We start from the raw sequence: 26,195 nt of genomic DNA on the forward strand, positions 1-26,195 counted from the left end.
TCTGAAGGAGACAGTCCTATGAGCACATCCGTGGTCCTCCCCGCGCTCGGCGAGAGCGTCACCGAGGGAACGGTCACCCGCTGGCTCAAGAAGGTCGGTGACACGATCCAGGCCGACGAGGGACTGCTCGAGATCTCCACGGACAAGGTCGACACCGAGATCCCGTCGCCCGTCAGTGGCGTCATCGAGGAGATCCTCGTCCAGGAGGACGAGACCGTCGAGGTCGGCGCCGTGCTCGCGAAGATCGGCGACGGCTCCTCCGCCCCCGCTGAGACGCCGGCCCCCGCGGCCGAGGCGCCCGCCGCCGAGGCTGCTCCGGCCGAGGCCGCGCCCGAGCAGCCCGCTCCGGCCGAGGCTCCTGCGGCCGCCGCCGAGGCCCCGGCCCCCGCGGCCGAGGCTCCCGCCGCCCCCGCCGGCGGCGGCAACGAGGTCGTGCTCCCCGAGCTCGGCGAGAGCGTCACCGAGGGCACGGTCACCCGCTGGCTCAAGCAGGTGGGCGACCAGGTCGAGACCGACGAGCCGCTGCTCGAGATCTCCACCGACAAGGTCGACACCGAGATCCCGTCGCCGTTCAGCGGCATCGTGCAGGAGATCCTCGTGAAGGAGGACGAGACGGTGGCCGTCGGCTCCGCGCTCGCCCGCATCGGCGACGGCGCCCCGGCTGCCGCCGCCACGGAGGCACCCGCCCCCGCCCAGGCCGCCCCCGCTCAGGAGGAGGCTCCCGCTCCGGCCGAATCCTCTCCCGCGACGCCGGAGCCCGCTCCGGCTCCGGCACAGGCAGCCCCCGCTGCCCCCGCACCGGCTCCCGCACCCCCGGCCGCTCCCGCGGCGGCTCCCGCCGCACCGGCGGCGCCCGCGGCCGCGGCCGCTCCCGCAGGCGAAGAGGCCGATGGGCCGACCTATGTCACGCCCCTCGTCCGTCGTCTCGCGCAGCAGCAGGGCGTCGACCTTGCGACCGTCACCGGCACCGGCGTGGGCGGCCGCATCCGCAAGGAGGACGTGCTGAAGGCCGCCGAGGCCGCGTCGGCTCCCGCCGCAGCCGCCCCGGCCCCCGCTGCCCCCGTCGCGCCGAAGCTCGAGGTCTCGCCGCTCCGCGGCACGACCCAGCCGATGTCGCGCCTGCGCAAGGTCATCGCCGAGCGCGCCGTGGCGTCGATGCAGGCGACCGCGCAGCTCACGACGGTGGTCGAGGTCGACGTGACCAAGCTCTCCGCGTACCGCGACGCCGTGAAGGCCGACTTCCAGGCCAAGACCGGCGACAAGCTGTCGTTCCTGCCGTTCTTCGCCGTCGCTGCGGTCGAGGCGCTGCAGGCGTACCCGATCATCAACGCGACGGTGGACGGCAACGACATCGTCTACCCCGGTACGGAGAACATCTCGATCGCCGTCGACACCGAGCGTGGCCTCCTCACCCCCGTGGTGAAGGACGCCGCGGGCAAGAGCCTCGCTCAGTTCGCCCGCGAGATCGCCGATCTCGCCGCGCGCACCCGCGACAACAAGCTGAAGCCCGACGAGCTCGCCGGCGGCACGTTCACGCTCACCAACACCGGTTCGCGTGGCGCGCTGTTCGACACGCCGATCGTGTTCCTGCCGCAGTCGGCGATCCTCGGCCTCGGTGCGGTCGTGAAGAAGCCCGGTGTCGTGACGGTCGACGGCAAGGACGCGATCTCGGTGCGTTCGTACGTGTACCTGGCACTCTCGTACGACCACCGCATCATCGACGGCGCCGATGCCGCCCGCTTCCTCGGCGCGGTCAAGTCGCGCCTCGAGGCGGCCGACTTCCAGGGTCAGCTCGGCATCTGAGTTCACTGTGGGTGCTCCGTGACGTCGTGCACGTCGCGGAGTACCCATTTCTCGTCTCGGCGGACGATCACGACGAGCTGAGCAGTCCCGGCTGCGCCGTCCGGCGCGACGCGCAGGACGGCGGCACCGCCGAACTCGTCGAGCAGGGTGACGCTCCGACCGCTCGACGGCAGATCGATGGCGCCCGGCGGCAACGCGCTCGAGGGGTTCTCGAGCAGCGGGGCGAGGCATCCCGGATCCTCTCCGCAGGCTGTGCGGGCCGTGAGGAGGGCGTCGACGACGGATTCGAGGGATGCTTCATCCGCCGCCGCCGGGGTCTGTCCTGCCTCCTCGTCCGGCGCCGCCGGCGGGGTCTGCGCGTCCTCGGCCGTCGTCGAGACCACGGGGTCGGGGGTGGAGGACGACGGGGCAGTCGCCTTGGAGCCGGATTGCGCGGTCGCCGGCCCTGCCGCGCCTGTCGGCCACAGCAGCCCGCCCAACACGACGACGGCGGCCGCGATACCGGCGACGAGGAGCGGACGCCGTCTCCCCGCCGGCTCGGCGCCGTCTCGGCGGAAGCGCCGCCATACCGCCGTCGTCGCCTGGGAGAGCGCGTCCGCGAGATCGGCGTCGACGTGGCCGGCGAGCTGGCTCAGGAGCGTGCGCCGGCGAGGCTCGGCGTCCGCAGCATCCGCCGGGGCGGATCGCTCGCCGAGGGACCCCTCGTGACGCACGCGGCGCGGGGCGAAGACCGTGATCGCGAGCGCCTCCGGCGATGCCGTCGAGAACAGCAGATCCTCGAGCCGCGCGAGACTGCGCGCGAGGCGGCGAGGCTCCGCCGCGACCTCGCGGGCTTCGCCGAGCGCCGCCGCGAGGGGATGGCCGGCGCCGCGCGCGAGATGGTCGAGCAGCGTATCCGTCGCCGAGGAGATCTCGTCGCCGCCGGCGATCGAGGCGAAGACGGGTAGCCCTCCCTCCGCGAGCCACCAGGTGCCGAGGCATCCCTCGTCCTGAAGGGCCGCCGCTTCGGCAGAGCCGCGCAGCAGGCTGACCGCGAGGGTGAGCCGCTCCCCATCGCTCAGCGGCGCGTCGACGCGCCGGGCGAGGAAGTCGTCGAGACGCTCCGTGCAGACTGGGAGAGCGACGACGTGACCGTCGCCGGTGCGGACGATGTCGAGCGGACCGAGCAGATGTCCGTTCGGAGAGGCCCGCCATCCGAGCCAGTCCTCGCCCAGGGCGTCCGCCTCGACGAGCACGCTCGCGCCCATCGCGGCGTCGTGGGCGAGCAGCCCCGCGTACGGGGCGTCGGGAGGCCCGTCGAGGCGGCGCATGATGCGATACGCGTCGAGCAGGGGGTCTGGGGAAGGCACGTTCCCAGTCTCGGCAGCCCACTTCGCCTGCCGCGCCGGCCTTCGTGATCTGGGGACTGTCGGCCGCGCACGGTGCTTGGGGAGGAGCGGATGCGGAGGCACGCGAAAGGTAGGCTGGAGTCATGTCCGGCCGTACGACCGCGCCCGAGAAGCGTCAAGGCTTCTTCCGGCAGCTGAGCACCCTCTACACGTTCACCCAGAAGTCCTTCCGGTGGCTTCCGTGGCTCCTCGCGGGCATCTTCGTGCTCTCGATCGGCGTCGGCGTGGCCGTCGGCTTCCTCATCCCGCCGGTCGCGTGGTGGAGCATCCTCCTCTGGGGCGTCACCGGTGTGATGCTCGGCATCCTCGTCTCCCTCATGACGATGACCCGCCTCTCGACGAATGCCATGTACAAGCAGATCGACGGGATGCCGGGTGCGTCCGGCCACGTGCTGTCGACCTCGCTCGGGCGCAACTGGACGGCGAGCGACATGCCGGTCGGCATCAACCCGAAGACCCAGGAGGCCGTGTACCGCGTGGTCGGTCGCGGCGGCGTCGTCATCGTCGGCGAGGGAGCTCGCGGACGACTCACGCGACTCGTCAACGAGGAGCGCTCGAAGGTGCAGCGCGTCGCCTCGGGTGTTCCCGTGACGGTCCTCTACGTCGGACACGGCGACGACGAGGTCACGATCGCCAAGCTCGCGCCGACGATCAAGGCGCTGCCGAAGAAGATCGACCCCTCGACGCAGGCGGCCGTGATCAAGCGCCTCGAATCCGTGTCGCAGTCGCTCGCCTCGCTGCCGATCCCGAAGGGCATCGACCCGTCGAGGGTGCGCGCGCCGCGCCCTCGCTAGGACTCGGAACCTCGACCCGGCGGTCGGTCCGTCTATGCGCGCAGCAGGACGGTGCCGGCCGCTTTGTCGTGCAGCCCGCGCTGGTCCGCGTCCCAGATGACGGCCGGGATGACGAGCACGAGCAGGACGGTGCGGACGATCGGACGCCAGAGGCCCACCCATGCTCCGTCGAGCCGTACCAGGCGGAGCCCGAAGATGCGGTGACCCGGGCTGCCCTGCAGAGTCGGCAGGAACACGAGCTGGATGATGGCGAAGATGACAAGGATCGAGATCGCGTCCCAGCCCCAGAATCCCGAGATCAGGTACGCCGCTCCGTAGTCGATGAAGATGGCGCCCACACGACGTCCGAGCCGCGCGACCGATCCGCTGCCCTCTCGGGGCAGTCCGAGTCGCTCACCGGGGTAGGTCTCGCCTGTCTGGGTCACGATTCCAGGGTATCCAGCCGCGCGTAACATGCCGGAAACAATGGTGTCACTGCCGGGCAATCCCCCCTCGGTACGGTTCTGATAAGCCCGCGCGCCGGCGGGCGGCACTTCCCGATGCCCTACCCCTGGAGCCTCCATGTTCAATGATTCCTCCGAGGTGCTGAAGTTCATCAAGGACGAGGACGTCAAGTTCCTCGACATCCGTTTCACGGACCTTCCTGGCGTGCAGCAGCACTTCAACATCCCGGCCTCCACCGTTGACGAAGAATTCTTCACGGTCGGCCAGCTGTTCGACGGCTCCTCGATCCGAGGCTTCGCGAACATCCACGAATCGGACATGCAGCTGATCCCCGACGTGTCGACGGCGTACCTCGACCCGTTCCGCGAGGCCAAGACGCTCATCATGGTCTTCGACATCTACAACCCTCGCAACGGCGAGATCTACTCGAAGGACCCCCGTCAGGTCGCCAAGAAGGCCGAGAAGTACCTCGCGTCGACCGGCATCGCCGACACCGCGTTCTTCGCTCCCGAGGCCGAGTTCTACATCTTCGACGACGTCCGCTACGAGGTGAAGCAGAACTCCAGCTTCTACTCGGTGGACTCCGAAGAGGGCGCCTGGAACACGGGCCGCGTCGAAGAGGGCGGCAACCTCGCCAACAAGACGCCCTTCAAGGGCGGCTACTTCCCCGTCTCCCCCGTCGACAAGCAGGCCGACCTGCGCGACGACATCAGCCTCAAGCTCATCGAGGCCGGCCTCATCCTCGAGCGCGCACACCACGAGGTGGGCACGGGCGGCCAGGCCGAGATCAACTACCGCTTCGACACGATGGTGCACGCGGCGGACGACATCCTGAAGTTCAAGTACATCGTCAAGAACACGGCCGAGCAGTGGGGCAAGACCGCCACGTTCATGCCGAAGCCGCTGTTCGGCGACAACGGCTCGGGCATGCACACGCACCAGTCGCTGTGGAACGGCAACCAGCCCCTGTTCTACGACGAGAAGGGCTACGGCGGCCTGTCCGACATCGCCCGCTGGTACATCGGCGGCATCCTGGCCCACGCCCCCGCCGTCCTCGCCTTCACGAACCCGACGCTCAACAGCTACCACCGCCTGGTGAAGGGCTTCGAGGCTCCCGTCAACCTCGTCTACTCGGCGGGCAACCGCTCGGCGGCGATCCGCATCCCGATCACGGGCACCAACCCCAAGGCCAAGCGCATCGAGTTCCGTGCGCCGGATGCCTCGGGCAACCCCTACCTCGCCTTCGCGGCGCAGCTCATGGCGGGTCTCGACGGCATCAAGAACCGCATCGAGCCCCACGAGCCGGTCGACAAGGACCTCTACGAGCTTCCCCCCGAGGAGGCCAAGGGCATCCCGCAGGTGCCGAACTCGCTGCAGGACTCGCTGGACGCCCTCGCGGCCGACCACGCGTTCCTCCTCGAGGGCGGCGTCTTCACGCAGGAGCTCATCGACACCTGGATCGAGTACAAGATCGAGAACGAGATCAAGCCGCTCGCGCAGCGTCCGCACCCGTTCGAGTACGAGCTGTACTACGGCGTCTGACCCCTGTGTCAGCACAGAAGGGCCCCGGGAGACCGGGGCCCTTCTGCGTTCCGTCTCCGTGTCGTTCGATCCGGTTCTCGCAGGTTCGGGATGCTGAGAGCCGGCGTTTCCTGGACGCCGCGGCGGGGGTGTCCCCGGCTCAGCCGCAGAGCAGCTTCTCCCCGGATCAGCCGTAGAAGAGCTTCTCGAAGACCCGACGGGCCCGGCGGGTCGCGCCGAGGTAGTCCTCTTCGACCTGGGTCGCGGAGCGCGGCGGGTACTCGAGCAGCCGCCCGATGCCATCGAGGCGCTTGCGGTCGACGGGGAGCACGTCGCTCGTCTGGCCCGACAGGAGGGTGTTGGCGGAGCGCAGCCGGCTGGCGAGGCGCCACGCTTCGGCGAGGCGGTCGGCCGAGGCATCCGGAATCAATCCGGCGTCGACCGCCGCGCGCAGGGCCCTCATCGTGGACGTCGTGCGCAGAGCGGGCACGTCGTGCGCGTGCTGCAGCTGCAGCAGCTGCACGAGCCACTCGACGTCGCTCAGCGAACCGGGGCCGAGCTTGAGGTGGCGTGCGGGGTCGGCGCCCTGCGGCAGGCGCTCGTTCTCGACGCGCGCCTTGATGCGCTTGATCTCGCGGATGCCTTGAGGATCGGCGCTTTCCGGATACCGCACTTCGTCGGCGAGCTTCATGAACTCGCTGATGAGCTTGACGCTGCCCGCGACGCCGCGCGCGCGCAGGAGCGCCTGCGCCTCCCACGACAGCGACCAGCGCCGGTAGTAGGCGACGTAGGCGTCGAGCGACCGGGCGAGCGGGCCGTTGCGCCCCTCCGGTCGCAGGTCGGCGTCGAGGTCGAGGGGCACGCGGTGGTCCTCGGAGTGGGTGCGCAGGGCCGCGACGAGCTGAAGTGAGAGCTCGTGCGCGCGCTGCGGATCGACCCCGTTGGGCCGGTAGACGTACATGACGTCGGCGTCCGAGCCGAAACCGAGCTCCCGCCCGCCGAAGCGGCCCATCGCGATGACGGAGAAGTCGAGTGCGGAATCCTCCGGGGGCACGATCTCCCGGCGGACGGCCCGCAGCGTCGCCTGGATCGTCACCTCCGTGATCGTGGTGAGCGCATCGGCGAGCTGCTCGACGGTGATCACCCCGAGGATGGCCCCCATCGCCACGCGCAGCAGCTCCCGCCGCCGGAGGGCCCTGACCGAGCGCATGGCATCGACGGTCGTGGCGTGCCGGGTCTGGATGGCGCGCGCCTCCTGCTGCAGCGCATGGCCCGTGCGGGGAACCAGCAGCTCCTCGTCGTCGAGCCACGCGGCCGATTCGGGGATCCATTCCATGAGCTCGCCGACGTAGCGCGAGCCGGACAGCACGCGGGTGAGGCTCTCGGCAGCCGCCGACGAGTCGCGCAGCATCCGCAGGAACCACGGGCTGTCCCCCAGCCGCTCGCTGATGCGGCGGAAGGCGAGCAGTCCGTAGTCCGGATCGACGCCGTCGGCGAACCAGCGGATCATGACGGGCATGAGGTGGCGCTGGATCGTCGCCTTGCGGCTCAGACCGCTCGTGAGCGCCGCGATGTGCCGGAGCGCGCCGGCCGGATCGGCGAAGCCGATCGCGGCGAGACGGTCGTGCGCCTGCTCCGTCGACAGCGTGCGCTCCTCGGCGGGGAGAGCCGCGACGGCGGACAGGAGCGGACGGTAGAACAGGCGGACGTGGATGTCGCGCACCTCGCGCTTCACCGACTCCCACACCTGCCACACGGCGGGTCCGTTGTCGGCGAGCCGGGTCGCACGGGCGAGGACCCGGAGCTCCTCGGGTCTGGAGGGCATGAGATGCGTGCGGCGGAGGTTGCGCAGCTGCATGCGGTGCTCGAGCACGCGCAGGATCCCGTAGTCGCGCGCGAACGTGGCGGCCTCCGGCCGCCCGATGTATCCCTCCGTCACGAGCGCCTCGAGCGCCTCGAGCGTGCCGCGCTGCCGGATCCGGTCATCGCTCAGGCCGTGGACGAGCTGCAGCAGCTGCACGGTGAACTCGATGTCACGGATGCCGCCGGGGCCCAGCTTGATCTGATGCGCGAGCTCGTCGGCGGGGATGTGCTCCGTGACGCGCTCGCGCATGCGCTGCACGCTGTCGACGAAGTTCTCTCGCGCTGCGCTCGTCCAGATCTTGGGCTGGACCGCACGCACGTACGCTTCCCCCAGTGCGGAATCGCCCGCGATCGGCCGCGCCTTCAGCAGCGCCTGGAACTCCCAGCTCTTCGCCCACCGGTCGTAGTACGACAGGTGCGAGTCGAGCGTGCGGACGAGCGCGCCCTGCTTGCCCTCTGGGCGCAGGTTGGCGTCGACCTCCCAGAGGGCCGGCTCGATCTCCGCGCCCGACACGCCTCGCATGGTCTGCACGGCGAGGCGCGTCGCGATGTCGACGATGCGGCTCTCCCCCACCTCCTCGATGAGCTGGTCGTCGGCGCCCCCGACGAAGATGACGTCGACGTCGCTGACGTAGTTGAGCTCCCGCGCGCCCGTCTTGCCCATCCCGATGATCGCGAGCTGCGTGCCGGCGACCTGCTCGCGCGGGAACAGGGCGGCACCCGAGCCGCCCGAGATGCGCGTGCGGGCGACGCAGAGGGATGCCTCGAGCGCGGCGCCCGCGGCGTCCGCCAGCATCGCCGATACGGCCGCGACCTCGCCGACCGGATCTGCACTCAGGAGGTCGTAGGCGGCGATGCGAGCGAGCATCGCCCGGTAGCGAACGCGCAGCGCGATCCACGCGCTCTCGCCCCCCTCGGCCGCGAAGCCGTCGACGGCGCCGACCGCGTCGAGGAGCGCGTGTCGCAGCTCCTCGGCGGACGGGAGGTAGTCGCCCGCGCCTTCGAGATGGACGAGTTCGTCCGGATGCCGCAGGTAGAACTCGCCGAAGCCCGTCGACGCTCCGAGCAGGGCCCACAGTGCACGCCAGCCGCGTGCATCGGTCTGCTGCAGGGACGTCACGGGGGCGGGGTTGCGGCGCACCACGCGCACCAGCGCGCTGAGCGCGGCATCCGGATCCGCCGCATCGCCGACGTGCGCCGTCAGGGTGTCGCGATCGAGAGCCAGCGCCTGCTCGAGCTCGGTCAGCAGCGACTCCGCCTCGGTGAGGTCGCTGAAGCCGAGCCGCGCGAGCTCGGTGAGACTCGAAGACCGCTCGCCCGTCGTCATCGTGCCGCCGGAGGCCTCAGAGCATCTCGAGGTTGCTCTTCAGCTCGAAGGGCGTCACCTGCGTGCGGTACTCCTGCCACTCCGTGCGCTTGTTGAGGAGCACGTAGTTGAACACCTGCTCGCCGAGGGTCTCGGCGACGAGCTCGGACTCCTCCATGTACTCGAGCGCATGGTCGAGGCTCGCGGGGAGCGGCGCGTACCCGAGGGCGCGGCGCTCGGCATCCGTCAGCGACCACACGTTGTCCTCGGCCTCGGGCGGCAGCTCGTACTCCTCCTCGATGCCCTTGAGGCCCGCTGCGAGCATGAGCGCGTAGGCGAGGTACGGGTTCGCGGCGGAGTCGAGCGCCCGATACTCGACGCGCGAGGACTGGCCCTTGCTCGGCTTGTAGAGCGGCACGCGCACGAGCGCCGAGCGGTTGTTGTGACCCCAGCAGATGAAGCTCGGTGCCTCGTCGCCGCCCCACAGGCGCTTGTACGAGTTGACGAACTGGTTCGTGACGGCCGAGATCTCGTTCGCGTGGCGCAGCAGGCCCGCGATGAACTGCCTGCCGACCTTGGAGAGCTGGTACTGCGCGCCCTCCTCGTAGAAGGCGTTCACGTCGCCCTCGAAGAGCGACATGTGCGTGTGCATGCCGCTGCCGGGCTGACCGCTGAGGGGCTTGGGCATGAACGTCGCGTAGACGCCCTGCTCGATCGCGACCTCTTTGATGACGGTTCGGAAGGTCATGATGTTGTCGGCGGTCGCCAGCGCATCGGCGTACCGCAGGTCGATCTCGTTCTGACCGGGTCCGCCCTCGTGGTGGCTGAACTCCACCGAGATGCCGAGATCTTCCAGCATCCGCACGGAGCGGCGGCGGAAGTCGTGCGCCGTCCCGCCCGGGACGTTGTCGAAGTAACCGGCGGAGTCGACCGGCTCCGGGCCATCGGCCCCGAAGGACGACGACTTCAGCAGGTAGAACTCGATCTCCGGGTGCGTGTAGAACGTGAACCCGGCGTCCGCCGCCTTCGCCAGCGAGCGCTTCAACACGTGGCGCGGGTCGGCCACGGCCGGCTGCCCGTCGGGCGTCGTGATGTCGCAGAACATCCGGGCGGTCGGATCGATCTCGCCCCGCCACGGCAGGATCTGGAAGGTCGTGGGGTCTGGATGCGCGAGCAGATCGGACTCGTACGATCGCGTCAGTCCTTCGATCGCCGAGCCGTCGAAGCCCAGGCCCTCGCTGAAGGCCCCCTCGACCTCAGCAGGCGCGATCGCCACCGACTTCAGCGTCCCGATGACATCGGTGAACCAGAGTCGGACGAACTTGACCCCACGCTCCTCGATCGTGCGCAGAACGAAGTCACGCTGCTTGTCCATCTGATCCTCTCCCGGCCGTCGCAGGCCAGACTATTCGGCGTTCTCGCCGGTCGCGCCGGACGATCCCCAGTCGTCGCTCCGCGCTTCTTCCTCGGCCCATGCGCGCGATCGCTCACGGATCACCTCGGGCGCGTTCGCCGCCTCCTCGGGAGAGTCGAAGGGGCCGGCCCGGTCGACCGAGGGAGAGACGAATCCCTTCTCGACCCTGCCGGTCTTGAGGTTGTACCAGTACTTCTCGTTGCCGTCCGTCACGGTGACTCCCCTTCGATCCTGACTCGATCCTACTGATCGGCCGCGTCGCGCTGGATAGGCTGAGCGCATGGCATCGAAGACGAATCGAGCGGTGGGCGTCGACATCGGCGGGACGGGGATCAAGGGGGCCATCGTCGACCTCGAAGCGGGTGCCCTGCAGAGCGATCGCATCAAGGTCCCGACCCCGAAGGGCGCGGAGCCGAAGGACGTTCTCGAGGCCGTCAAGCAGGTGCTCGACACCCTCGATGTCGCCGACGATCCCGATGTGCACCTGGGGGTCGCCTTCCCCGCCATCGTGAAGGGCGGCCGCACGCTCTCGGCCGCGAACGTCTCCGAGAAGTGGATCGGGTTCGAAGCCGAGAAGTTCTTCGAGGACGGCCTCGGACGCGAGATCCACTTCGCAAACGACGCCGATGTCGCGGGCGTCGCCGAGGTGCGGTACGGAGCCGCGAAGGGGCGCGACGGCCTCGTGCTGCTCACGACGCTCGGCACCGGCATCGGCTCGGCGCTCATCTACAACGGCGTCCTCGTGCCGAACAGTGAGCTCGGCCACGTGCAGCGCGCGAAGCACAAGGGCGACGCCGAGTCGTACGCCGCGTACTCCGCGATGGAGCGCGAAGAGCTGTCCTGGGAGGACTGGGCCGAACGGCTGCAGTGGTACTACAGCTACATCGAGTTCCTCTTCAGCCCCGACCTCATCGTGGTCGGCGGGGGCGTCTCCAAGCACGCCGACAAGTTCCTGCACCTGCTCGACCTCACGAGCCCCATCGTGCCCGCTGTGCACCGCAACAACGCCGGGATCATCGGGGCAGCGGCCCTGGCGCTCGGCTGAGCCCGGGGCGGCGGGGGCGAATGGGCCGGCCTGTACGCCGGGTACAAAAGCCGGGGTGGCGGGTCCCTGAGGGTAGATGGGGGATGTCCCGGTTAATCCCTGGCCGGAATTCCTTTCCCGGGCGGCGAGATCGTGGACGCTCGTGGCAATTCAGGGGCTTCGCGTGACGTCCTTTGTTCTATCCGTGTTCCGCCAGCGCCCAGAAGCTCCTGAACGACGAAGCCCCGCCAACCACCTAAGGGCGGCGGGGCGGTCCTGGGGACCTACGGGTTGATCTGCAGCACGTCGCCCGGCTGGATCGTCGCGGCGGGCGGCCACTTGCCGTTCGCGTCGAACAGGGTGACGTAGTCGACGCAGAAGCGCTCACCGATCGCCATGCCCGCGTCGCCCGGCTGGACGGTGTAGGTCGCCACGCTGCCGTCATCGTTCAGCGTGACCGGGCCTGCCGCGAACTCGCGCGGACCCATGTCCGGCCGGGGGTCCGCTCTCTTGGCCCCGACGACGCCCGTCCGGGTGTCGTAGTTGCCGACGTGGACGAACGCATCGCAGCCGACCTCATGCGCGCGCCGGGTCAGCGCGTCCTCGGGGGCGGCGTTGGCCGTCCCGTGGTCCTCGGCGTCCCAGGCCGTCTCGTGGGCGGGCTCGGCGTCCGTCGTGGGCGCGGCGGACGCCCGCTGGGCCGTCTCGATGATCGGCGCGGCCGCCTGGCCGATGGCGGCGATCGCCGGGGCTGCGAGGGCGACCAGGCCCCCGATGACGACCACCGATGCTCCGAGGGTGACCTTGCCTGCGAGGTTCATGATCGCCAACGTAACGGCGTCCGCCAGCGGTGGTCCAGCATTCCGGACGCGGTTGTCCGTGTCGCGCTAGCATGACCGGGTGAGCAGCCAACGCTAGCCCCATCCAGGGGCCGCGACGATCGAGAGGGACACCCTCATGCGTGGCATGCTCTGCGACACCCTGTTCCGCCTTTTCGGGCATCACATCTGCTGCGGCCGCATCCCGGCCTGGACGGCCGGCGTGGGCCAGCGCTGGGACACCTGGGACGAGGCACCGTTCAACCTCTACAACGTCATCTGGCGCGTCCAGAACTGGGTTCGCTCCGGCATGAGCTGATTCAGGTCGCCGCGGCCCTGGCGCTCGTCTGAGCCCGGGGCGGCGGCGGGGCGAATGGGCCGGCCTGTACGCCGGGTTCTGTTCCGGGGCTGACGCCCCTTCGACGGTCATCTCTCTCGGCGACACGTTGCCGTGCCGCTCCAGCGGCCTACCCGGGGACTCGGCGGGCCGCGTCGTCATCCCCTGTCTGGCCTTGCTCCGGACGAGGTTTACCCTGCGGGTCGCGTCACCGCGACCCCGGTGGTCTCTTACACCACCCTTTCACCCTTACTCTCCGACCCTTCGACAAGCTCAGGGACCGGAGAGCGGTCTGCTCTCTGTGGCACTGTCTCGCGGATCGCTCCGGGTGGGTGTTACCCACCGCCCTGCCCTGTGGAGCCCGGACGTTCCTCGGCGCGGCGGCGAAGCCCCGCGACGCGACCGTCCGGCCGACCCATTCGCGTGTCCGAGTCTAGTCGGGGCCCTTGACGCGCCCCGGCGGTCAGCTCTTCTCCGCGGTCTGCGCGATCTTGAGATCGAGGGGGAAGTCGATCGGGAAGTCGCCGAAGAGAAGACGACCGGCGGATGCCGCGGCTCCGCGCACCGCGTCGGCGACGGCGTCGGCGTGCTCGGCCGGCGTGTGAACGATGATCTCGTCGTGGAGGAAGAACGCCAGGTGCGGCATCCTCCCGAAGACGGGTCCTGAGGGAGGCGCCGGCACGCCCGCCGCGGGAAGCGAGGCAAGCCGGCCCCGCAGGTCGGCGAGCCACGCGAGCGCCCACTCGGCCGCGGTCCCCTGCACGACGAAGTTGCGTGTGAAGCGGCCGCGATCGCGCGCCCAGCGGCGAGCGCGGGTCTCATCGGCTCCGGATGCCTCGACCTGGCTCGCCTGCAGCTGCGTGGCGCGCCATCCTGACGACGGAGCCGGCGACGAGCGACCGAGCCACGTCGTGACGACGCCGCCCTGCTCGCCCACGCGCGCGGCCTGATCGACGAGAGCCATGGCGCGGGGGTAGATGCGCCGCAGGCGCGGGACGAGCCGCCCGCTCTCGCCCGTCGTCGCGCCGTACATCGCGCCGAGGAGGGCGATCTTGGCCTGCTGCCTCGTCTCGACCGCGCCGCTCTCGACGATGCCGGTGTAGAGGTCGCGTCCGCGCGCGGCTTCCGCCAGCTGCTCGTCGCGCGACATCGCGGCCAGCACGCGGGGCTCGAGCTGGGCGACGTCCGCGACGACGAGCGTCCACCCCGGATCGGCCCGCACTGCGCCGCGCAGCTGTCGCGGCACCTGCAGCGCTCCCCCGCCGGCCGCGGCCCAGCGTCCGGTCACGACGCCGCCGGGCACGTAGACGGGCCGGAAGCGCCCGTCGTCGACCCACTCCTCGAGCCAGGTCCACCCGTTCGCGCTCAGCAGGCGCGAGAGCTTCTTGTACTCGATGAGCGGCGCCACGACGGGATGCTCGTGCTCCGCGAGCTCCCAGCGGCTCGTCGACTCGACGAGGAGACCGACACGGTGGAGCGATCGCAGGAGCTTCGGCTGCGAGTCGAGACTCGCCCCCGGGTCGCCCAGCTCGCGCCGCACGCGGTCGGCGGCATCCTGCATCCGGGTGGGGAGTCCGCCCGCCGTGGGCCGCGATCCGAGGATGTCGGTGAGGATGCGATCGTGCGCCGCGGCATCCCACGGCAGGCCCGCTGCCCGCAGCTCGGCGGCGACAAGGGCGCCCGCCGATTCCGCCGCGATCAGAAGGCGCAGGCGGCCCGGGTCTGACGAGTCGGCGATCGCGGCCTGCTGGCGGGCGAACTCCGCCAGCACGTCGTCGAGGCCGGTCGGCGGGCCTGTCGGCTCAGCCGCGTCCTCGAGGTCGAAGAGGGTGGGCGACGCATCACGTGCGTCGCCGGCCGGGGCGGCATCCCACCCCACCGCCGCCCTGAGCTCCTCCGCGCCCTCGACGAGCGCCGAGTCGCGCAGGATCGCGTGACAGAGCCGCAGATCGTGGCAGCGCGCGATCCGCACGCCCGACGCGAGGAGGGCGGGATACCAGGCCGGCGCGTCGTTCCACACCCAGCGGACGGTCCGGGATGCCTCGACCTCTGCGATCCAGCCCGCAAGCGCGTCTTGGCCCGGCGAGATCCGCTCGACCTCGTGCGCGGATGTGTCGAGGACCGCGGCGACGGGCTCGCCCGAGACGAGCCCGAGGACGATCCAGCTCGACTCAGTCTTCGCGGAAACCACGTCGCCCGCCCCTGCCCGCGCACACGGCGAGAGGGCGGATCACAGGCCGGACTCCTCCGTGCGGACGAGGATGGCGCCGCACTCGGGACACGTGACGACGAGGTCGTCGGGTGCCTGACGCAGCGACTGGAGGTCGGTGCCGGCGAGCACCATGCGGCAGGCCTCGCACGTGCGGGCGCGGAGCAGAGCGGCCCCGGTCGTGCGCTGCGAGATGCGGTCGTAGAGGGCGAGGAGGTCGGCCGGCACGGCGCCCGCGACGGCCGCGCGGTCGCGCGTCGCCTGCTCGAACGTGGCGGTCGCGTCGGCGACGGCCTGCTTTCCCTCCGCGCTCAGGCGGCCTCCCTCGGCGTTCGTCTCGGCGATCAGGGCCTCCTGCTCGGCGACGGCGGCATCGGCCTGCTCGAGGCGATCCATGATCTCGAGCTCGGCGTCCTCGAGGTCGCTCTTGCGCCGCGCGAGCGAGGCGAGCTCGCTCTCGAGCCCCTGCGCCTCCTTGGGGTTGGTCGAGGCGGCCAGACGGTCCGCGTCGCGGCTGCGCCGCGCGTCGACGACGGCGACATCCGACTCGATCCGCTTGAGCTCGATTCGCAGGTCGTCGCGCACGCCGAGGCGGGCGGTGAGCTCCTGGCTCAGCTCCTGGCGCTTTGCGAGCAGCTCGTTCACCCGCGCGGCCTGAGCGGGGTTCTTGCGGGCGGCGTCGGCGCGACCTATGCGGGCGTCGAGATCGGCGACCTCGAGAAGTCGGCGCTGGTCTGCGGGGCTGGCGTTCACGCACCCCAACCTACCGTGGGCCGTCGACGCCGCGACGGTCGCGGACTAGCATGCAACGACCGGCCCCACGAAGGAGAGGCGCGCCCCATGAGCGTTCTGCGTACGAAGTCGGTCGAACAGGCGATCGCCGACACCGACGAACCGGAGTTCCGCCTCAAGAAATCGCTCAGTGCCCTCGATCTGACGGTCTTCGGCGTCGGAGTGGTGATCGGCGCGGGCATCTTCACGCTGACGGGCAGAGCGGCGCACGACGTCGCAGGCCCCGCGATCGTCATCAGCTTCGTCGTCGCGGCGATCGCGTGCACACTCGCCGCGCTCTGCTACGCGGAGTTCGCCTCGACGGTTCCGGTCGCGGGCTCGGCCTACACGTTCTCGTACTCCTCGCTCGGCGAGCTCTTCGCCTGGATCATCGGATGGGACCTCATCCTCGAGATGTTCCTCGGCGCGAGCGTCGTCGCCCAGGGCTGGAGCGCCTACCTCGGCACGCTCATGTCGCAGCTCGGCGTGCCGATCCCCGAGGCGATCGGGTACGGCGGAACGGTGGATCTCATGGCGATCCTGCTGGTCGTCGTGCTCGGCGGCCTCATGACGTTCGGCATCAAGGAATCGCTGCGGGTCAATCTCGTTCTCGTCGCCGTGAAGATCTTCATCGTCCTCTTCGTCATCGTGGCGGGGCTGCTCTTCGTCAATCCGGCCAACTGGGTGCCGTTCGTCCCGCCGGCGCAGCCGACGGAAGCAGTATCGGGCCTCAGCCAGCCCCTGCTGCAGTTCATCTCGGGGATCGAGCCCACGACGTTCGGTGTCGGCGGGATCTTCGCGGGAGCCGCACTCGTCTTCTTCGCCTACATCGGCTTCGACGTCGTCGCCACGACGGCGGAGGAGACGAAGAATCCCCAGCGCGACATGCCGATCGGCATCATCGCGTCGCTGCTCATCTGCACTCTGCTGTACTGCGCCGTCTCGCTCGTCGTGACCGGCATGGTGCCCTACCAGGAGCTCGACCCGGCGGCGGCCCTCGCGAACGCGTTCGTCTTCCACGGCGCCAACTGGATGGCCACGCTGATCTCGGCGGGCGCGGTGGCGGGCCTCACGACGGTCGTGCTGACGCTTCTCATCGGCGCCACGCGCATCATCTTCGCGATGTCGCGCGACGCACTGCTCCCTGCGGGTCTGGCCAAGGTGCACCCCCGGTTCCGCACCCCCTGGGTCATCTCCATCGTGGTCACGGCGATCGTGGCCATCGTGGCGGGCTTCACGCCGATCGGGCTCCTCGAGGAGATGGTGAACATCGGAACGCTCTCGGCGTTCGTGCTGGTCTCGATCGGGGTCATCGTGCTGCGCCGCAAGCGCCCCGACCTCAAGCGCAGCTTCCGCGTGCCGCTCAACCCCTGGCTTCCGGGGCTGTCGGCTCTCGTGTGCGTCTACCTGATGCTGAACCTCACCGTCGAGACGTGGCTGCGATTCCTGATCTGGCTCGTGGTCGGCTTTGTGATCTACTTCACGTACTCGCGGCGGCACTCCCGCCTGGGTCAGCCGGGGTACGAGGACTTCGCGCTCCCTCACGTGGTGGCGCACACGCGCGACGACAGCGACGGCGATCCGCGGGGGTCCGGCGAGCGCACGAGCTGAACGCCGGCGAGCGCACCGGCTGAACGCCGGCGAGCGCACCGGCTGAACGGTGGGCCCTGCCGGGATCGAACCGACGACATCCACGGTGTAAACGTGGCGCTCTACCAGCTGAGCTAAAGGCCCCTCCGGCCAGTCTACGGGCCGCCCGCGCGGCTCAGAGCGCCGCGATCGCCTCGCCCGGGCGGGGCTGGGTGACGTCGGGTGCCTGGTCGCCGGGCTCGATCGCCATACGACAATCCTGTCATCCGTGGACTCGCTAGGCTGATGCAGGATGCGTTGTCTGTGGCGAACAAAGCCGGCGGCATCCCGTAGCCGATTCCTGGCACGACCTGCCAGACGACGAAAGGTCTCTTGTGACTGTCAACGATCAGGATCCGTACTCCCAGGGACCGCTCGACAGCGATCCGGAAGAGACCTCCGAGTGGCAGGAATCCCTGCAGCAGCTCGTGCAGGCCAAGGGATCCGGGCGTGGCCGCGAGATCATGCTGAGCCTGCTGCAGACGTCGCACGAGCTGCAGCTCAACGTTCCGCAGGTGCCGACGACCGACTACATCAACACGATCGCCCCCGAGAACGAGCCCGAGTTCCCCGGTGACGAGGAGCTCGAGCGCCGCTACCGCCGGTGGATCCGGTGGAACGCCGCGCTCACGGTGCACCGCGCCCAGCGGCCCGGCATCGGCGTCGGCGGTCACATCTCGACCTACGCGTCCTCGGCGTCGCTGTACGAAGTCGGCTTCAACCACTTCTTCCGCGGGCTCGACGACCCGTCCGGCGGCGACCAGATCTTCATCCAGGGCCACGCTTCCCCTGGCATCTACGCGCGCTCGTTCCTGGAGGGACGCCTGAGCGCCGACCAGCTGGACGGCTTCCGCCAGGAGAAGTCGAAGGCCCCCGACGGCATCCCGTCGTATCCGCACCCGCGCCTGATGCCGGACTACTGGCAGTTCCCGACTGTCTCGATGGGACTCGGTCCGATCAACGCCATCTACCAGGCGATGACGAACAAGTACCTCACCAACCGCGGCATCAAGGACCTCTCGAACTCGCGCGTCTGGGCCTTCCTCGGCGACGGCGAGATGGACGAGGTCGAGAGCCGCGGTCAGCTGCAGGTCGCCGCGAACGAGGGACTCGACAACCTCACCTTCGTCGTCAACTGCAACCTCCAGCGGCTCGACGGCCCGGTGCGCGGCAACGGCAAGATCATCCAGGAGCTGGAGAGCTTCTTCCGCGGCGCCGGCTGGAACGTCATCAAGGTCGTCTGGGGCAGCGGCTGGGACCGCCTGCTCGCGAACGACAAGGACGGCGCGCTCGTCCACCTCATGAACACGACGCCCGACGGCGACTTCCAGACGTACCGCGCCGAGGACGGAAAGTTCATCCGCGACCACTTCTTCGGTCGCGACGAGCGCACGGCCGAACTCGTGAAGGACTGGACCGACGACCAGATCTGGGGCGACCTCCGCCGCGGCGGACTCGACTACCGCAAGGTCTACGCGGCGTACAAGGCCGCGACCGAGCACAAGGGTCAGCCCACCGTCATCCTCGCCAAGACGATCAAGGGCTATGGCCTCGGTCACCACTTCGAGGGCCGCAACGCGACCCACCAGATGAAGAAGATGACGCTGGAAGACCTCAAGCACTTCCGCGACTCCATGCGCATCCCGATCACCGACGCGCAGCTCGAGGAGAACCCGTACCAGCCGCCGTACTTCCACCCCGGTGGCGAGGACGAGACGATCCAGTACATGGTGGAGCGCCGCCGCTCGCTCGGCGGCTTCCTCCCGGAGCGCCGTTCGCACCACGTGCCCATCACGCTCCCCAGCGAGGAGACCTACGCGCTCCCCAAGAAGGGCTCGGGCACGCAGGAGATCGCCACGACGATGGCGTTCGTCCGTCTGCTCAAGGACCTCCTCCGGGCGAAGGACTTCGGCCACCGGATCGTCCCGATCATCCCGGACGAGGCCCGTACCTTCGGCATCGACGCCTACTTCCCGACCGCGAAGATCTACAACCCGAACGGCCAGAACTACACGTCGGTCGACCGCCAGCTGCTGCTCGCCTACAAGGAGAGCCCGCAGGGCCAGATCCTGCACGTCGGCATCAACGAGGCGGGCGCCCTCGCCGCGTTCACGGGCACCGGCACGTCGTACGCGACGCACGGCGAGCCGCTCATCCCCGTCTACGTCTTCTACTCGATGTTCGGCTTCCAGCGGACCGGCGACGCCCAGTGGGCGGCGGGCGACCAGATGGCGCGCGGCTTCATCATCGGCGCCACCGCAGGTCGCACGACGCTGACCGGCGAGGGCCTGCAGCACGCCGACGGCCACTCGCAACTCCTCGCCTCGACGAACCCCGCGACGGTCTCGTACGACCCCGCGTACGGCTATGAGATCGCGCACATCGTGCGCTCGGGCCTCGAGCGCATGTACGGCGGCAACCACCCCGACCCCAACGTCATGTACTACATGACGGTCTACAACGAGCCGCTCGTGCAGCCCGCCGAGCCCGAGGGCGTCGACGTCGAGGGCATCGTCCGCGGCATGCACCGCATCTCGAGCCCCGAGGGCGAGGGCCCGCGCGCCCAGATCCTCGCGTCGGGCGTCGGCGTGCCGTGGGCGCTCGAGGCACAGCAGCTGCTCCGCGACGACTGGGGCGTGCAGGCCGACGTCTGGTCGGTCACCTCGTGGTCGGAGCTCCGCCGCGACGGCCTCGCCGCCGACGAGCACAACTTCCTCAACCCGACCGCGGAGCCCCGCTCGGCGTACATCACCGACAAGCTCCGCGACACGTCGGGCCCCGTCATCGCCGTGAGCGACTGGATGCACGCCGTGCAGGACCAGGTGCGCAACTGGATCCCGCGCCGCTACGCGACGCTCGGCGCCGACGGCTTCGGCTTCTCCGACACCCGGCCCGCGGCGCGCCGCTTCTTCAAGATCGACGGTCCGTCCGTCGTCGTGCGGACGCTGCTCGCCCTCGCCGAGGACGGCGTCGTCGACCGCGGTCTCGCCGCGCAGGCCATCGAGAAGTACCGCCTGCACGATGTGACCGCCGGCACGAGCGGCAACGCGGGCGGCGAGAGCTGACCCAGCGGATGCCTGCCAGCTCCACTCCGATGGACAAGACCGAGACGCTCGCGTGGCTGCGGCGTATCTCGGGAGACCTCGCGACGGCGACGATCAAGCGTCTCGAGGACACCCTCCCGTGGTACGCCGAGATGCCGCCGGCGCGGCGCTCGGCCGTCGGACTCGTGGCGCAGGCGGGCATCTCGTCGTTCATCCAGTGGTACGACGACCCGGCCTCCACGCCCTGGATCGCGGCCGACATCTTCGCGGCGGCTCCCCGTGAGCTGCTGCGCAGCGTCAGCCTCCAGCAGACGCTGCAGCTCATCCGCGTCACGGTGGAGGTGACGGAGGAGCGGGTCGCGAGCAAGAGCGAGCCGCTGCGCGAGGCGATGCTCCTCTACTCCCGCGAGGTCGCCTTCGCGGCGGCCGACGTCTACGCGCGCGCCGCGGAGACGAGGGGATTGTGGGATGCCCGCCTCGAGGCGCTCGTCGTCGACTCGATCCTGACGGGCGAGGCCGACGAGGAGCTTCCCAGCCGTATCGCTGCGCTCGGCTGGCATGGTCACGGCGAAGTGGCGGTGCTGGTCGGCACGACTCCCCCGCTGCTCGACGTCGACCAGCTGCGCCGCACGGCGCGCAAGCTCGGCGTCGATGTGCTGATCGGCGTGCAGGGCACCCGGCTCGTGCTCGTGCTCGGACGCGCGGAGCTCCCCGCCAAGAGCGACGAGATGCAGACGGAGCTGCCGTTCCCCGAGATCGCGCGCCGCCTCGAGCCGGGCTTCGGCACGGGGCACCTCGTGCTCGGCCCGGCCGTGCCGGCCCTCGTCGACGCGAGTCAGAGCGCCCGGGCGTCGCTGGCCGGATTCGCCGTCGCGCGCGCGTGGCGCCACGCGCCGCGCCCCGTCGAGGCGGACGACCTCCTCCCCGAGCGCGCCCTCGCGGGCGATCCGCTCGCGAAGCAGACGCTCGTCGACAAGATCTTCCGCCCCCTGCAGCAGCACAGCGCCGACCTCGTCGCGACGCTGTGGAGCTATCTCGACAACGGCCGGTCGCTCGAGGCGACGGCGCGTGAGCTCTTCGTGCACCCCAATACGGTGCGCTATCGGCTCAAGAGGGTGTCCGAGGTCATCGGATGGGATGCCACGGGCCCGCGCGAGGCGCTCATCCTGCAGACCGCGCTCATCCTCGGTTCGGTCGCGACGGATTCGACGCGCAGACGCCCCACGTCGCCTCGACGCGGGCATGCATGACTCTGTACTCAGTCAACAAAGGTTTGCGGCATATCTGTGCGCCCGTCGCCAGAAGGCCACAAACGATCCTTGGGAGGATGGATAGGTGATCATCGCGGTCTTCCCCGGGCAGGGCTCTCAGTCCCCCGGGTTCCTCGCACCCTGGCTCGAGCGCGACGGCGCACGAGAGCGGCTCGGCGAGTACTCCGAGTGGTCCGGCGTCGACCTGGTCGCCGCCGGCACGGAGTGGGATGCCGATCAGATCCGCGACACGAAGGTGGCACAGCCGCTCATCGTCGCGGCGAGTCTGCTCTCGTGGAACGCCCTCGGCGACCACTCCCAGGTCGCAGGAGTAGCGGGTCACTCGGTCGGCGAGTTCGCCGCGGCCGCGGCCGCCGGCATCCTCTCCGAAGAGGACGCCCTGCGTCTCGTGGGCCTGCGCGGCCGCGCCATGGCGGATGCCGCAGCCGCGGCCGAAACCGGCATGAGCGCCGTCCTCGGCGGCGACCAGGATGCCGTCGTCGCGCGTCTCGAGGAGCTCGACCTCACGCCCGCCAACTACAACGGCGGCGGACAGCTCGTGGCGGCGGGTGCGCTCGACGCGTTGCAGCAGCTCGCGGCGGAGCCCGTGCCCGGCACCCGTGTCATCGCGCTCCAGGTCGCCGGCGCCTTCCACACGCGCTACATGGCCCCGGCGGTCGAGAAGCTGCGCGCCGCGGCGTCGGACGTCGTCACGAACGACCCGCGCGTGCGTGTGTGGACCAACCACGACGGGTCCGAGGTCGCCTCGGGCGCCGCCTACCGCGACCTGCTCGTCGACCAGGTGGCGTCGCCCGTTCGCTGGGACCTCTGCATGGCGTCGTTCGCCGACGCCGGGGTCGCCGGCCTCATCGAGCTGAGCCCCGCCGGAACCCTGACGGGCCTGGCCAAGCGCGCGCTGCGCGGCGTGCCCGGCGTCGCCGTCAAGACCCCCGACGACCTCGCATCCGCAGACGCCCTTCTGACGGGAGCACCCGCATGACCCGCTCGCTCATCCAGACGACCGGCGCCGCCCACACGCGCATCTACTCGTACGGAGCCGCCCGCGGCGAGATCGCCGTGCCCAATGAAGACCTCATCGGGCCGATCAACTCGAGCGACGAGTGGATCCGGCAGCGCACGGGCATCGTGACGCGCGCCCGCGCGGTCAAGGAGACCGACGCGATCGATCTCGCCACGGATGCCGCGCGCGAGGCGATCGAGCGCTCCGGCGTCGCGGCATCCGATGTCGACGCCGTCATCGTCGCGACGATCTCCAACCCCAAGCAGTCGCCCTCGGTGTCGGCCATCGTCGCCGATCGCGTCGGCGCCAACCCCGCGGCGGCGTACGACGTCAACGCGGCCTGCGCGGGCTTCGCCTACGGCGTCGCCCAGGCCGATGCGCTCATCCGCGCCGGCATCGCGAAGCATGTCGTCGTGATCGGCACCGAGAAGCTGAGCGACATCGTCGACCCCGCCGACCGCAGCATCTCGTTCCTCCTCGGCGACGGGGCGGGAGCAGTCGTCGTCGGCCCCAGCGACACCCCGGGCATCGGCCCGACGGTGTGGGGCTCGGACGGCTCGAAGGCCGACGCCGTCGGCATGGACTACCCGCTCACCGACTTCCGTGACGGCGTCGCCCCCTGGCCCACCCTCCGGCAGGAGGGTCCGACGGTCTTCCGCTGGGCCGTGTGGGAGATGGTGAAGGTCGCGCGCCAGGCGCTCGAGGCCGCAGGCGTCGAGGCATCCGATCTCGCCGCCTTCGTCCCCCACCAGGCGAACATGCGCATCATCGACGAGTTCGCCAAGCAGCTCAAGCTGCCCGACACCGTCGTCGTCGGTCGCGACATCGAGACGACCGGAAACACGTCCGCGGCATCCATCCCCCTCGCGACCCACCGGCTGCTCGAGGAGCACCCGGAGCTGAGCGGCGGGCTCGCCCTGCAGATCGGCTTCGGCGCCGGCCTCGTCTTCGGCGCACAGGTCGTCGTCCTCCCCTGACGCGCGAGCACCCGACCCTAGACTGAACAGCGGCCCGGCCCGGGCCGGAGATCCCCTAAGAAAGCAGGAGAAACCCATGGCATTCACTAGCGACGAGGTCCTCGCTGGGCTCGCCGAGCTCATCACCGACGAGACCGGCATCTCGGCCGACGAGGTCGCTCTCGAGAAGTCGTTCACGGACGACCTCGACATCGACTCGATCTCGATGATGACGATCGTCGTCAACGCCGAGGAGAAGTTCGGCGTGACGATCCCCGACGACGAGGTCAAGAACCTCAAGACCGTCGGTGACGCCGTCACGTACATCACGTCGAACCAGGCCTGAGCAGACCGGTGGGGGCGTCCGCGCCCCCACCGGCTCCGAGACCCCCGAGGATCCACACATGAGCACACCCCGCATCGTCGTCACCGGCATCGGCGCCACCACCCCCCTGGGCGGAACCGCGCAGGAGAGCTGGTCCGGCCTGCTGAGCGGTGTCTCGGGCGCACACACGCTCGAGTACGACTGGGTCGAGAAGTACCAGCTGCCCGTGACGTTCGCCGCCGAGGCGGCCGTGCGTCCGGACTCGGTGCTCGAGCGCCCGGTCGCCAACCGTCTCGACCCGTCGGCGCAGTTCGCGCTCGTGGCCGCGAAGGAGGCGTGGGCGGATGCCGGCGCCCCCGACGTCGATCCCGACCGCTTCGGCGTCGACTTCGCCACCGGCATCGGCGGGCTACAGACGACCCTCGCCGGGTGGGACATCCTCAAGGAGAAGGGCCCGCGGCGCGTCATGCCGATGAGCGTGCCCATGCTCATGCCCAACGCGCCGGCCGCGGCGGTGTCGATGCACCTCAACGCCCGCGCCTACGCGCGCACGGTGGCGTCCGCGTGCGCTTCGAGCACCGAGTCGCTCATCAACGCCTTCGACGCGCTTCGCCTCGGTCGCGCCGACGTCGTCATCGCGGGCGGCTCCGAGGCCGTCATCCACGGCCTCACGATCGCCGCGTTCGCCGCGATGCAGGCGCTCTCCAAGCGCAACGACTCCCCCGAAACGGCATCGCGCCCGTACAGCGTCGACCGCGACGGCTTCGTCATGGGCGAGGGTGCTGCGGCGCTCGTGCTCGAGACCGAGGAGCACGCCGAGGCGCGCGGCGCCAAGATCTACGGTGAGGTCGTCGGCGGCGGCGTCACGGCCGACTCGTACCACATCACCGCCCCCGAGCCGGAGGGACTGGGCGCCTCGCGCGCCGTGCGCCGCGCGCTCGAGGAGGCGGGCGCCTCGCCCGACGAGGTCACGCACATCAACGCGCACGCGACGTCGACGCCCACGGGCGACATCGCGGAGTACAAGGCGCTGAGGAGCGTCTTCGGCGACCGCATCGACGAGATCCCGGTCTCGGCCACCAAGGCGTCGACGGGGCATCTGCTCGGTGGCACGGGTGCGCTCGAGGCGATCTTCACACTGCTCGCGCTGCAGGAGCGTCAGGCTCCTCCCACCATCAACCTGTCGACCCAGGACCCCGAGATCCCGCTGCGCATCTCGGGCGATCCGATCGCCCTCGGCGAGGGTCCGCAGCTCGCGATCAGCAACTCCTTCGGGTTCGGCGGGCACAACGCCGTCGTGGCGTTCCGGTCGGTCTGAGACGCGAAGAAGCCCCCGCCTCCGGCTCGGTTCCTGAGCCATTGGGCGGGGGCTTCTTCCGTGTCAGGCGGCGATTCGCGTTCCCGCTGTCCGGGATGGTCGGCCTCCGATCACCGGTAATAGCGCCTCGCTCGCCTGTGTCCGATTCGTGCGGCTACCCCACTTTGTGCAGCCACACGACGGGAGCATCGTCGCTGGCGTGCCGGAAGGGCTCCAGCTCTTCGTCCCAGGCCGATCCCAGCGCGACCTCGAGCTCGCGCTGCAGCTCGAAGGCGTCGCCGGCGGCGACCTCCAGGGCGTACCTGAGACGGTCTTCGCCGATAACGACGTTTCCCGCAGTGTCGGTCTGGGCATAGTGGATGCCGAGCCCGGGCGTGTGCATCCAGCGACCGCCGTCGCTGCGCGGTGTCGGATCCTCGCTCACTTCGAAGCGCAGGTGCTCCCACCCGCGGATGGCGGTGGCGAGGGCGGCACCGGTGCCGGCGGGACCCTCCCAGTAGAACTCGGCGCGCCTGCTCCCCGTGAGGATCGGCTGATCCGCCCAGTCGAAGTTGACGCCGCGCCCGAGGGCACGACCGACCGCCCACTCGAGGTGGGGGCACAACGCGCGCGGCGCGGAGTGGATGTAGATCACTCCACGCGCTTGTGGTGTCGCCATGGTCTCTCCGTTCTTCAGGTACGTCTTCCCCAACGACCTGGCGACGGATGCCGCGGCTCTTCAGTTGTGCTTGGGGCCATTATCGCTCAGGACCCCGCGGAATCACAACAGTGTGATTACAGTCCGCGGTAGGCTCGTGGGGCGCCTTCGGGTGCACGGGGCGGTGGCCAAGCTGGTCAAGGCAGCGGGCTCATAACCCGACGATCGTGGGTTCAAGTCCCACCCGCCCTACTCAGTCTCCACCCGCCCTGCTTTCCACAGGCACCTGTCAATCCCCGATCTCCGGACGCCCTCGCTTGAGA

21 protein-coding genes, 2 tRNA genes and 1 other RNA gene are annotated in these 26,195 nt (G+C 70.1%); 13 read left to right on the forward strand and 11 right to left on the reverse strand.

The genetic code is table 11. The features are described from left to right. Positions 1 to 18: 18 nt before the first annotated feature. Positions 19 to 1,803: a 2-oxoglutarate dehydrogenase, E2 component, dihydrolipoamide succinyltransferase gene (gene sucB, locus AAIB33_RS05780; RefSeq protein ID WP_345802603.1), complete on the forward strand. Its 1,785-nt coding sequence runs from the start codon at positions 19 to 21 to the stop codon at positions 1,801 to 1,803. A gap of 2 nt (positions 1,804 to 1,805) precedes the next feature. On the opposite strand, the gene AAIB33_RS05785 is transcribed toward sucB, so the two are convergent. Beyond that, entirely contained in the window at positions 1,806 to 3,152 is a 1,347-nt protein-coding gene (locus AAIB33_RS05785; RefSeq protein WP_345802604.1) for a hypothetical protein, read from the reverse strand. 122 nt (positions 3,153 to 3,274) lie between these two features. On the opposite strand from AAIB33_RS05785, the gene AAIB33_RS05790 reads away from it, so the two are divergent. After that, positions 3,275 to 3,985 (forward strand): DUF4191 family protein, encoded by a 711-nt coding sequence (locus tag AAIB33_RS05790; RefSeq protein ID WP_345802605.1) that lies wholly within the window; start codon positions 3,275 to 3,277, stop codon positions 3,983 to 3,985. Positions 3,986 to 4,017: 32 nt separating this feature from the next. Here the strand turns inward: AAIB33_RS05790 and AAIB33_RS05795 are convergent, their stop codons facing one another. Continuing rightward, a complete protein-coding gene (locus AAIB33_RS05795; RefSeq protein WP_345802606.1) occupies positions 4,018 to 4,410 on the reverse strand; it encodes an RDD family protein in 393 nt (130 codons plus the stop codon). 136 nt (positions 4,411 to 4,546) lie between these two features. Between AAIB33_RS05795 and glnA (AAIB33_RS05800) the strand changes: the two genes are divergently transcribed. Then, positions 4,547 to 5,971 (forward strand): type I glutamate--ammonia ligase, encoded by a 1,425-nt coding sequence (gene glnA, locus AAIB33_RS05800; protein ID WP_345802607.1) that lies wholly within the window; start codon positions 4,547 to 4,549, stop codon positions 5,969 to 5,971. 166 nt (positions 5,972 to 6,137) lie between these two features. Here the strand turns inward: glnA (AAIB33_RS05800) and AAIB33_RS05805 are convergent, their stop codons facing one another. The 3 genes from AAIB33_RS05805 to AAIB33_RS05815 are packed head-to-tail and all read right to left on the reverse strand — an operon-like array spanning position 6,138 to position 10,746. Then, positions 6,138 to 9,140 carry a bifunctional [glutamine synthetase] adenylyltransferase/[glutamine synthetase]-adenylyl-L-tyrosine phosphorylase gene (locus AAIB33_RS05805; RefSeq protein ID WP_345802608.1) on the reverse strand — a complete coding sequence of 1,001 codons (3,003 nt, stop codon included), beginning with the start codon at positions 9,138 to 9,140 and terminating at the stop codon, positions 6,138 to 6,140. Between the two features lie 16 nt (positions 9,141 to 9,156). Then, a complete protein-coding gene (glnA, locus tag AAIB33_RS05810) occupies positions 9,157 to 10,494 on the reverse strand; it encodes a type I glutamate--ammonia ligase (RefSeq protein ID WP_345802609.1) in 1,338 nt (445 codons plus the stop codon). 30 nt (positions 10,495 to 10,524) lie between these two features. Continuing rightward, positions 10,525 to 10,746: an SPOR domain-containing protein gene (locus AAIB33_RS05815; protein ID WP_345802610.1), complete on the reverse strand. Its 222-nt coding sequence runs from the start codon at positions 10,744 to 10,746 to the stop codon at positions 10,525 to 10,527. A 67-nt stretch (positions 10,747 to 10,813) separates the two neighbouring features. Between AAIB33_RS05815 and AAIB33_RS05820 the strand changes: the two genes are divergently transcribed. Beyond that, positions 10,814 to 11,578 (forward strand): ROK family protein, encoded by a 765-nt coding sequence (locus AAIB33_RS05820; RefSeq protein ID WP_345802611.1) that lies wholly within the window; start codon positions 10,814 to 10,816, stop codon positions 11,576 to 11,578. Between the two features lie 263 nt (positions 11,579 to 11,841). On the opposite strand, the gene AAIB33_RS05825 is transcribed toward AAIB33_RS05820, so the two are convergent. Continuing rightward, the gene (locus AAIB33_RS05825) at positions 11,842 to 12,378 is read right to left on the reverse strand and encodes a LysM domain-containing protein (RefSeq protein WP_345802612.1); all 537 of its coding nucleotides are present in this window, start codon (positions 12,376 to 12,378) and stop codon (positions 11,842 to 11,844) included. A 136-nt stretch (positions 12,379 to 12,514) separates the two neighbouring features. On the opposite strand from AAIB33_RS05825, the gene AAIB33_RS05830 reads away from it, so the two are divergent. Then, a complete protein-coding gene (locus AAIB33_RS05830; protein WP_345802613.1) occupies positions 12,515 to 12,694 on the forward strand; it encodes a hypothetical protein in 180 nt (59 codons plus the stop codon). 51 nt (positions 12,695 to 12,745) lie between these two features. Here the strand turns inward: AAIB33_RS05830 and rnpB are convergent. The 3 genes from rnpB to AAIB33_RS05845 all read right to left on the reverse strand — a co-directional run bounded on the left by rnpB (position 12,746) and on the right by AAIB33_RS05845 (position 15,674). Beyond that, positions 12,746 to 13,130: RNase P RNA component class A (gene rnpB / locus AAIB33_RS05835), an RNA gene on the reverse strand. Positions 13,131 to 13,175: 45 nt separating this feature from the next. Further along, entirely contained in the window at positions 13,176 to 14,903 is a 1,728-nt protein-coding gene (locus AAIB33_RS05840) for a bifunctional 3'-5' exonuclease/DNA polymerase (RefSeq protein WP_345802614.1), read from the reverse strand. A 39-nt stretch (positions 14,904 to 14,942) separates the two neighbouring features. Beyond that, entirely contained in the window at positions 14,943 to 15,674 is a 732-nt protein-coding gene (locus tag AAIB33_RS05845) for a C4-type zinc ribbon domain-containing protein (RefSeq protein WP_345802615.1), read from the reverse strand. A gap of 87 nt (positions 15,675 to 15,761) precedes the next feature. On the opposite strand from AAIB33_RS05845, the gene AAIB33_RS05850 reads away from it, so the two are divergent. After that, positions 15,762 to 17,303 (forward strand): amino acid permease, encoded by a 1,542-nt coding sequence (locus AAIB33_RS05850; protein ID WP_345802616.1) that lies wholly within the window; start codon positions 15,762 to 15,764, stop codon positions 17,301 to 17,303. 50 nt (positions 17,304 to 17,353) lie between these two features. Here AAIB33_RS05850 and AAIB33_RS05855 read toward each other — a convergent pair. Then, positions 17,354 to 17,426 (reverse strand) — tRNA-Val (locus AAIB33_RS05855). Positions 17,427 to 17,656: 230 nt separating this feature from the next. Here AAIB33_RS05855 and aceE point away from each other — a divergent pair. The 6 genes from aceE (at position 17,657) to AAIB33_RS05885 (ending at position 25,235) form a co-directional block, all read left to right on the forward strand. After that, positions 17,657 to 20,386: a pyruvate dehydrogenase (acetyl-transferring), homodimeric type gene (aceE, locus tag AAIB33_RS05860; protein WP_345802617.1), complete on the forward strand. Its 2,730-nt coding sequence runs from the start codon at positions 17,657 to 17,659 to the stop codon at positions 20,384 to 20,386. A gap of 29 nt (positions 20,387 to 20,415) precedes the next feature. Then, positions 20,416 to 21,615, forward strand: coding sequence for a helix-turn-helix domain-containing protein (locus AAIB33_RS05865; protein ID WP_345802618.1), 1,200 nt, complete (start codon positions 20,416 to 20,418; stop codon positions 21,613 to 21,615). Positions 21,616 to 21,700: 85 nt separating this feature from the next. Continuing rightward, positions 21,701 to 22,615: an ACP S-malonyltransferase gene (locus tag AAIB33_RS05870; protein ID WP_345802619.1), complete on the forward strand. Its 915-nt coding sequence runs from the start codon at positions 21,701 to 21,703 to the stop codon at positions 22,613 to 22,615. Beyond that, positions 22,612 to 23,613 (forward strand): beta-ketoacyl-ACP synthase III, encoded by a 1,002-nt coding sequence (locus AAIB33_RS05875; RefSeq protein ID WP_345802620.1) that lies wholly within the window; start codon positions 22,612 to 22,614, stop codon positions 23,611 to 23,613. Before AAIB33_RS05870 ends, AAIB33_RS05875 begins: the two co-directional genes overlap by 4 nt. Positions 23,614 to 23,689: 76 nt before the next feature. Next, positions 23,690 to 23,938, forward strand: a complete 249-nt coding sequence (locus AAIB33_RS05880) for an acyl carrier protein (protein WP_345802621.1) — start codon at positions 23,690 to 23,692, stop codon at positions 23,936 to 23,938. Between the two features lie 58 nt (positions 23,939 to 23,996). Next, positions 23,997 to 25,235, forward strand: a complete 1,239-nt coding sequence (locus AAIB33_RS05885) for a beta-ketoacyl-[acyl-carrier-protein] synthase family protein (RefSeq protein ID WP_345802622.1) — start codon at positions 23,997 to 23,999, stop codon at positions 25,233 to 25,235. 154 nt (positions 25,236 to 25,389) lie between these two features. Here the strand turns inward: AAIB33_RS05885 and AAIB33_RS05890 are convergent, their stop codons facing one another. After that, positions 25,390 to 25,893, reverse strand: a complete 504-nt coding sequence (locus tag AAIB33_RS05890; protein WP_345802623.1) for a DUF3145 domain-containing protein — start codon at positions 25,891 to 25,893, stop codon at positions 25,390 to 25,392. A 157-nt stretch (positions 25,894 to 26,050) separates the two neighbouring features. Between AAIB33_RS05890 and AAIB33_RS05895 the strand changes: the two genes are divergently transcribed. Beyond that, positions 26,051 to 26,124 (forward strand) — tRNA-Ile (locus tag AAIB33_RS05895). Positions 26,125 to 26,195: the final 71 nt, after the last annotated feature.

The sequence above is a fragment of the Microbacterium sp. AZCO genome (assembly GCF_039614715.1).
GTDB lineage: Bacteria > Actinomycetota > Actinomycetes > Actinomycetales > Microbacteriaceae > Microbacterium.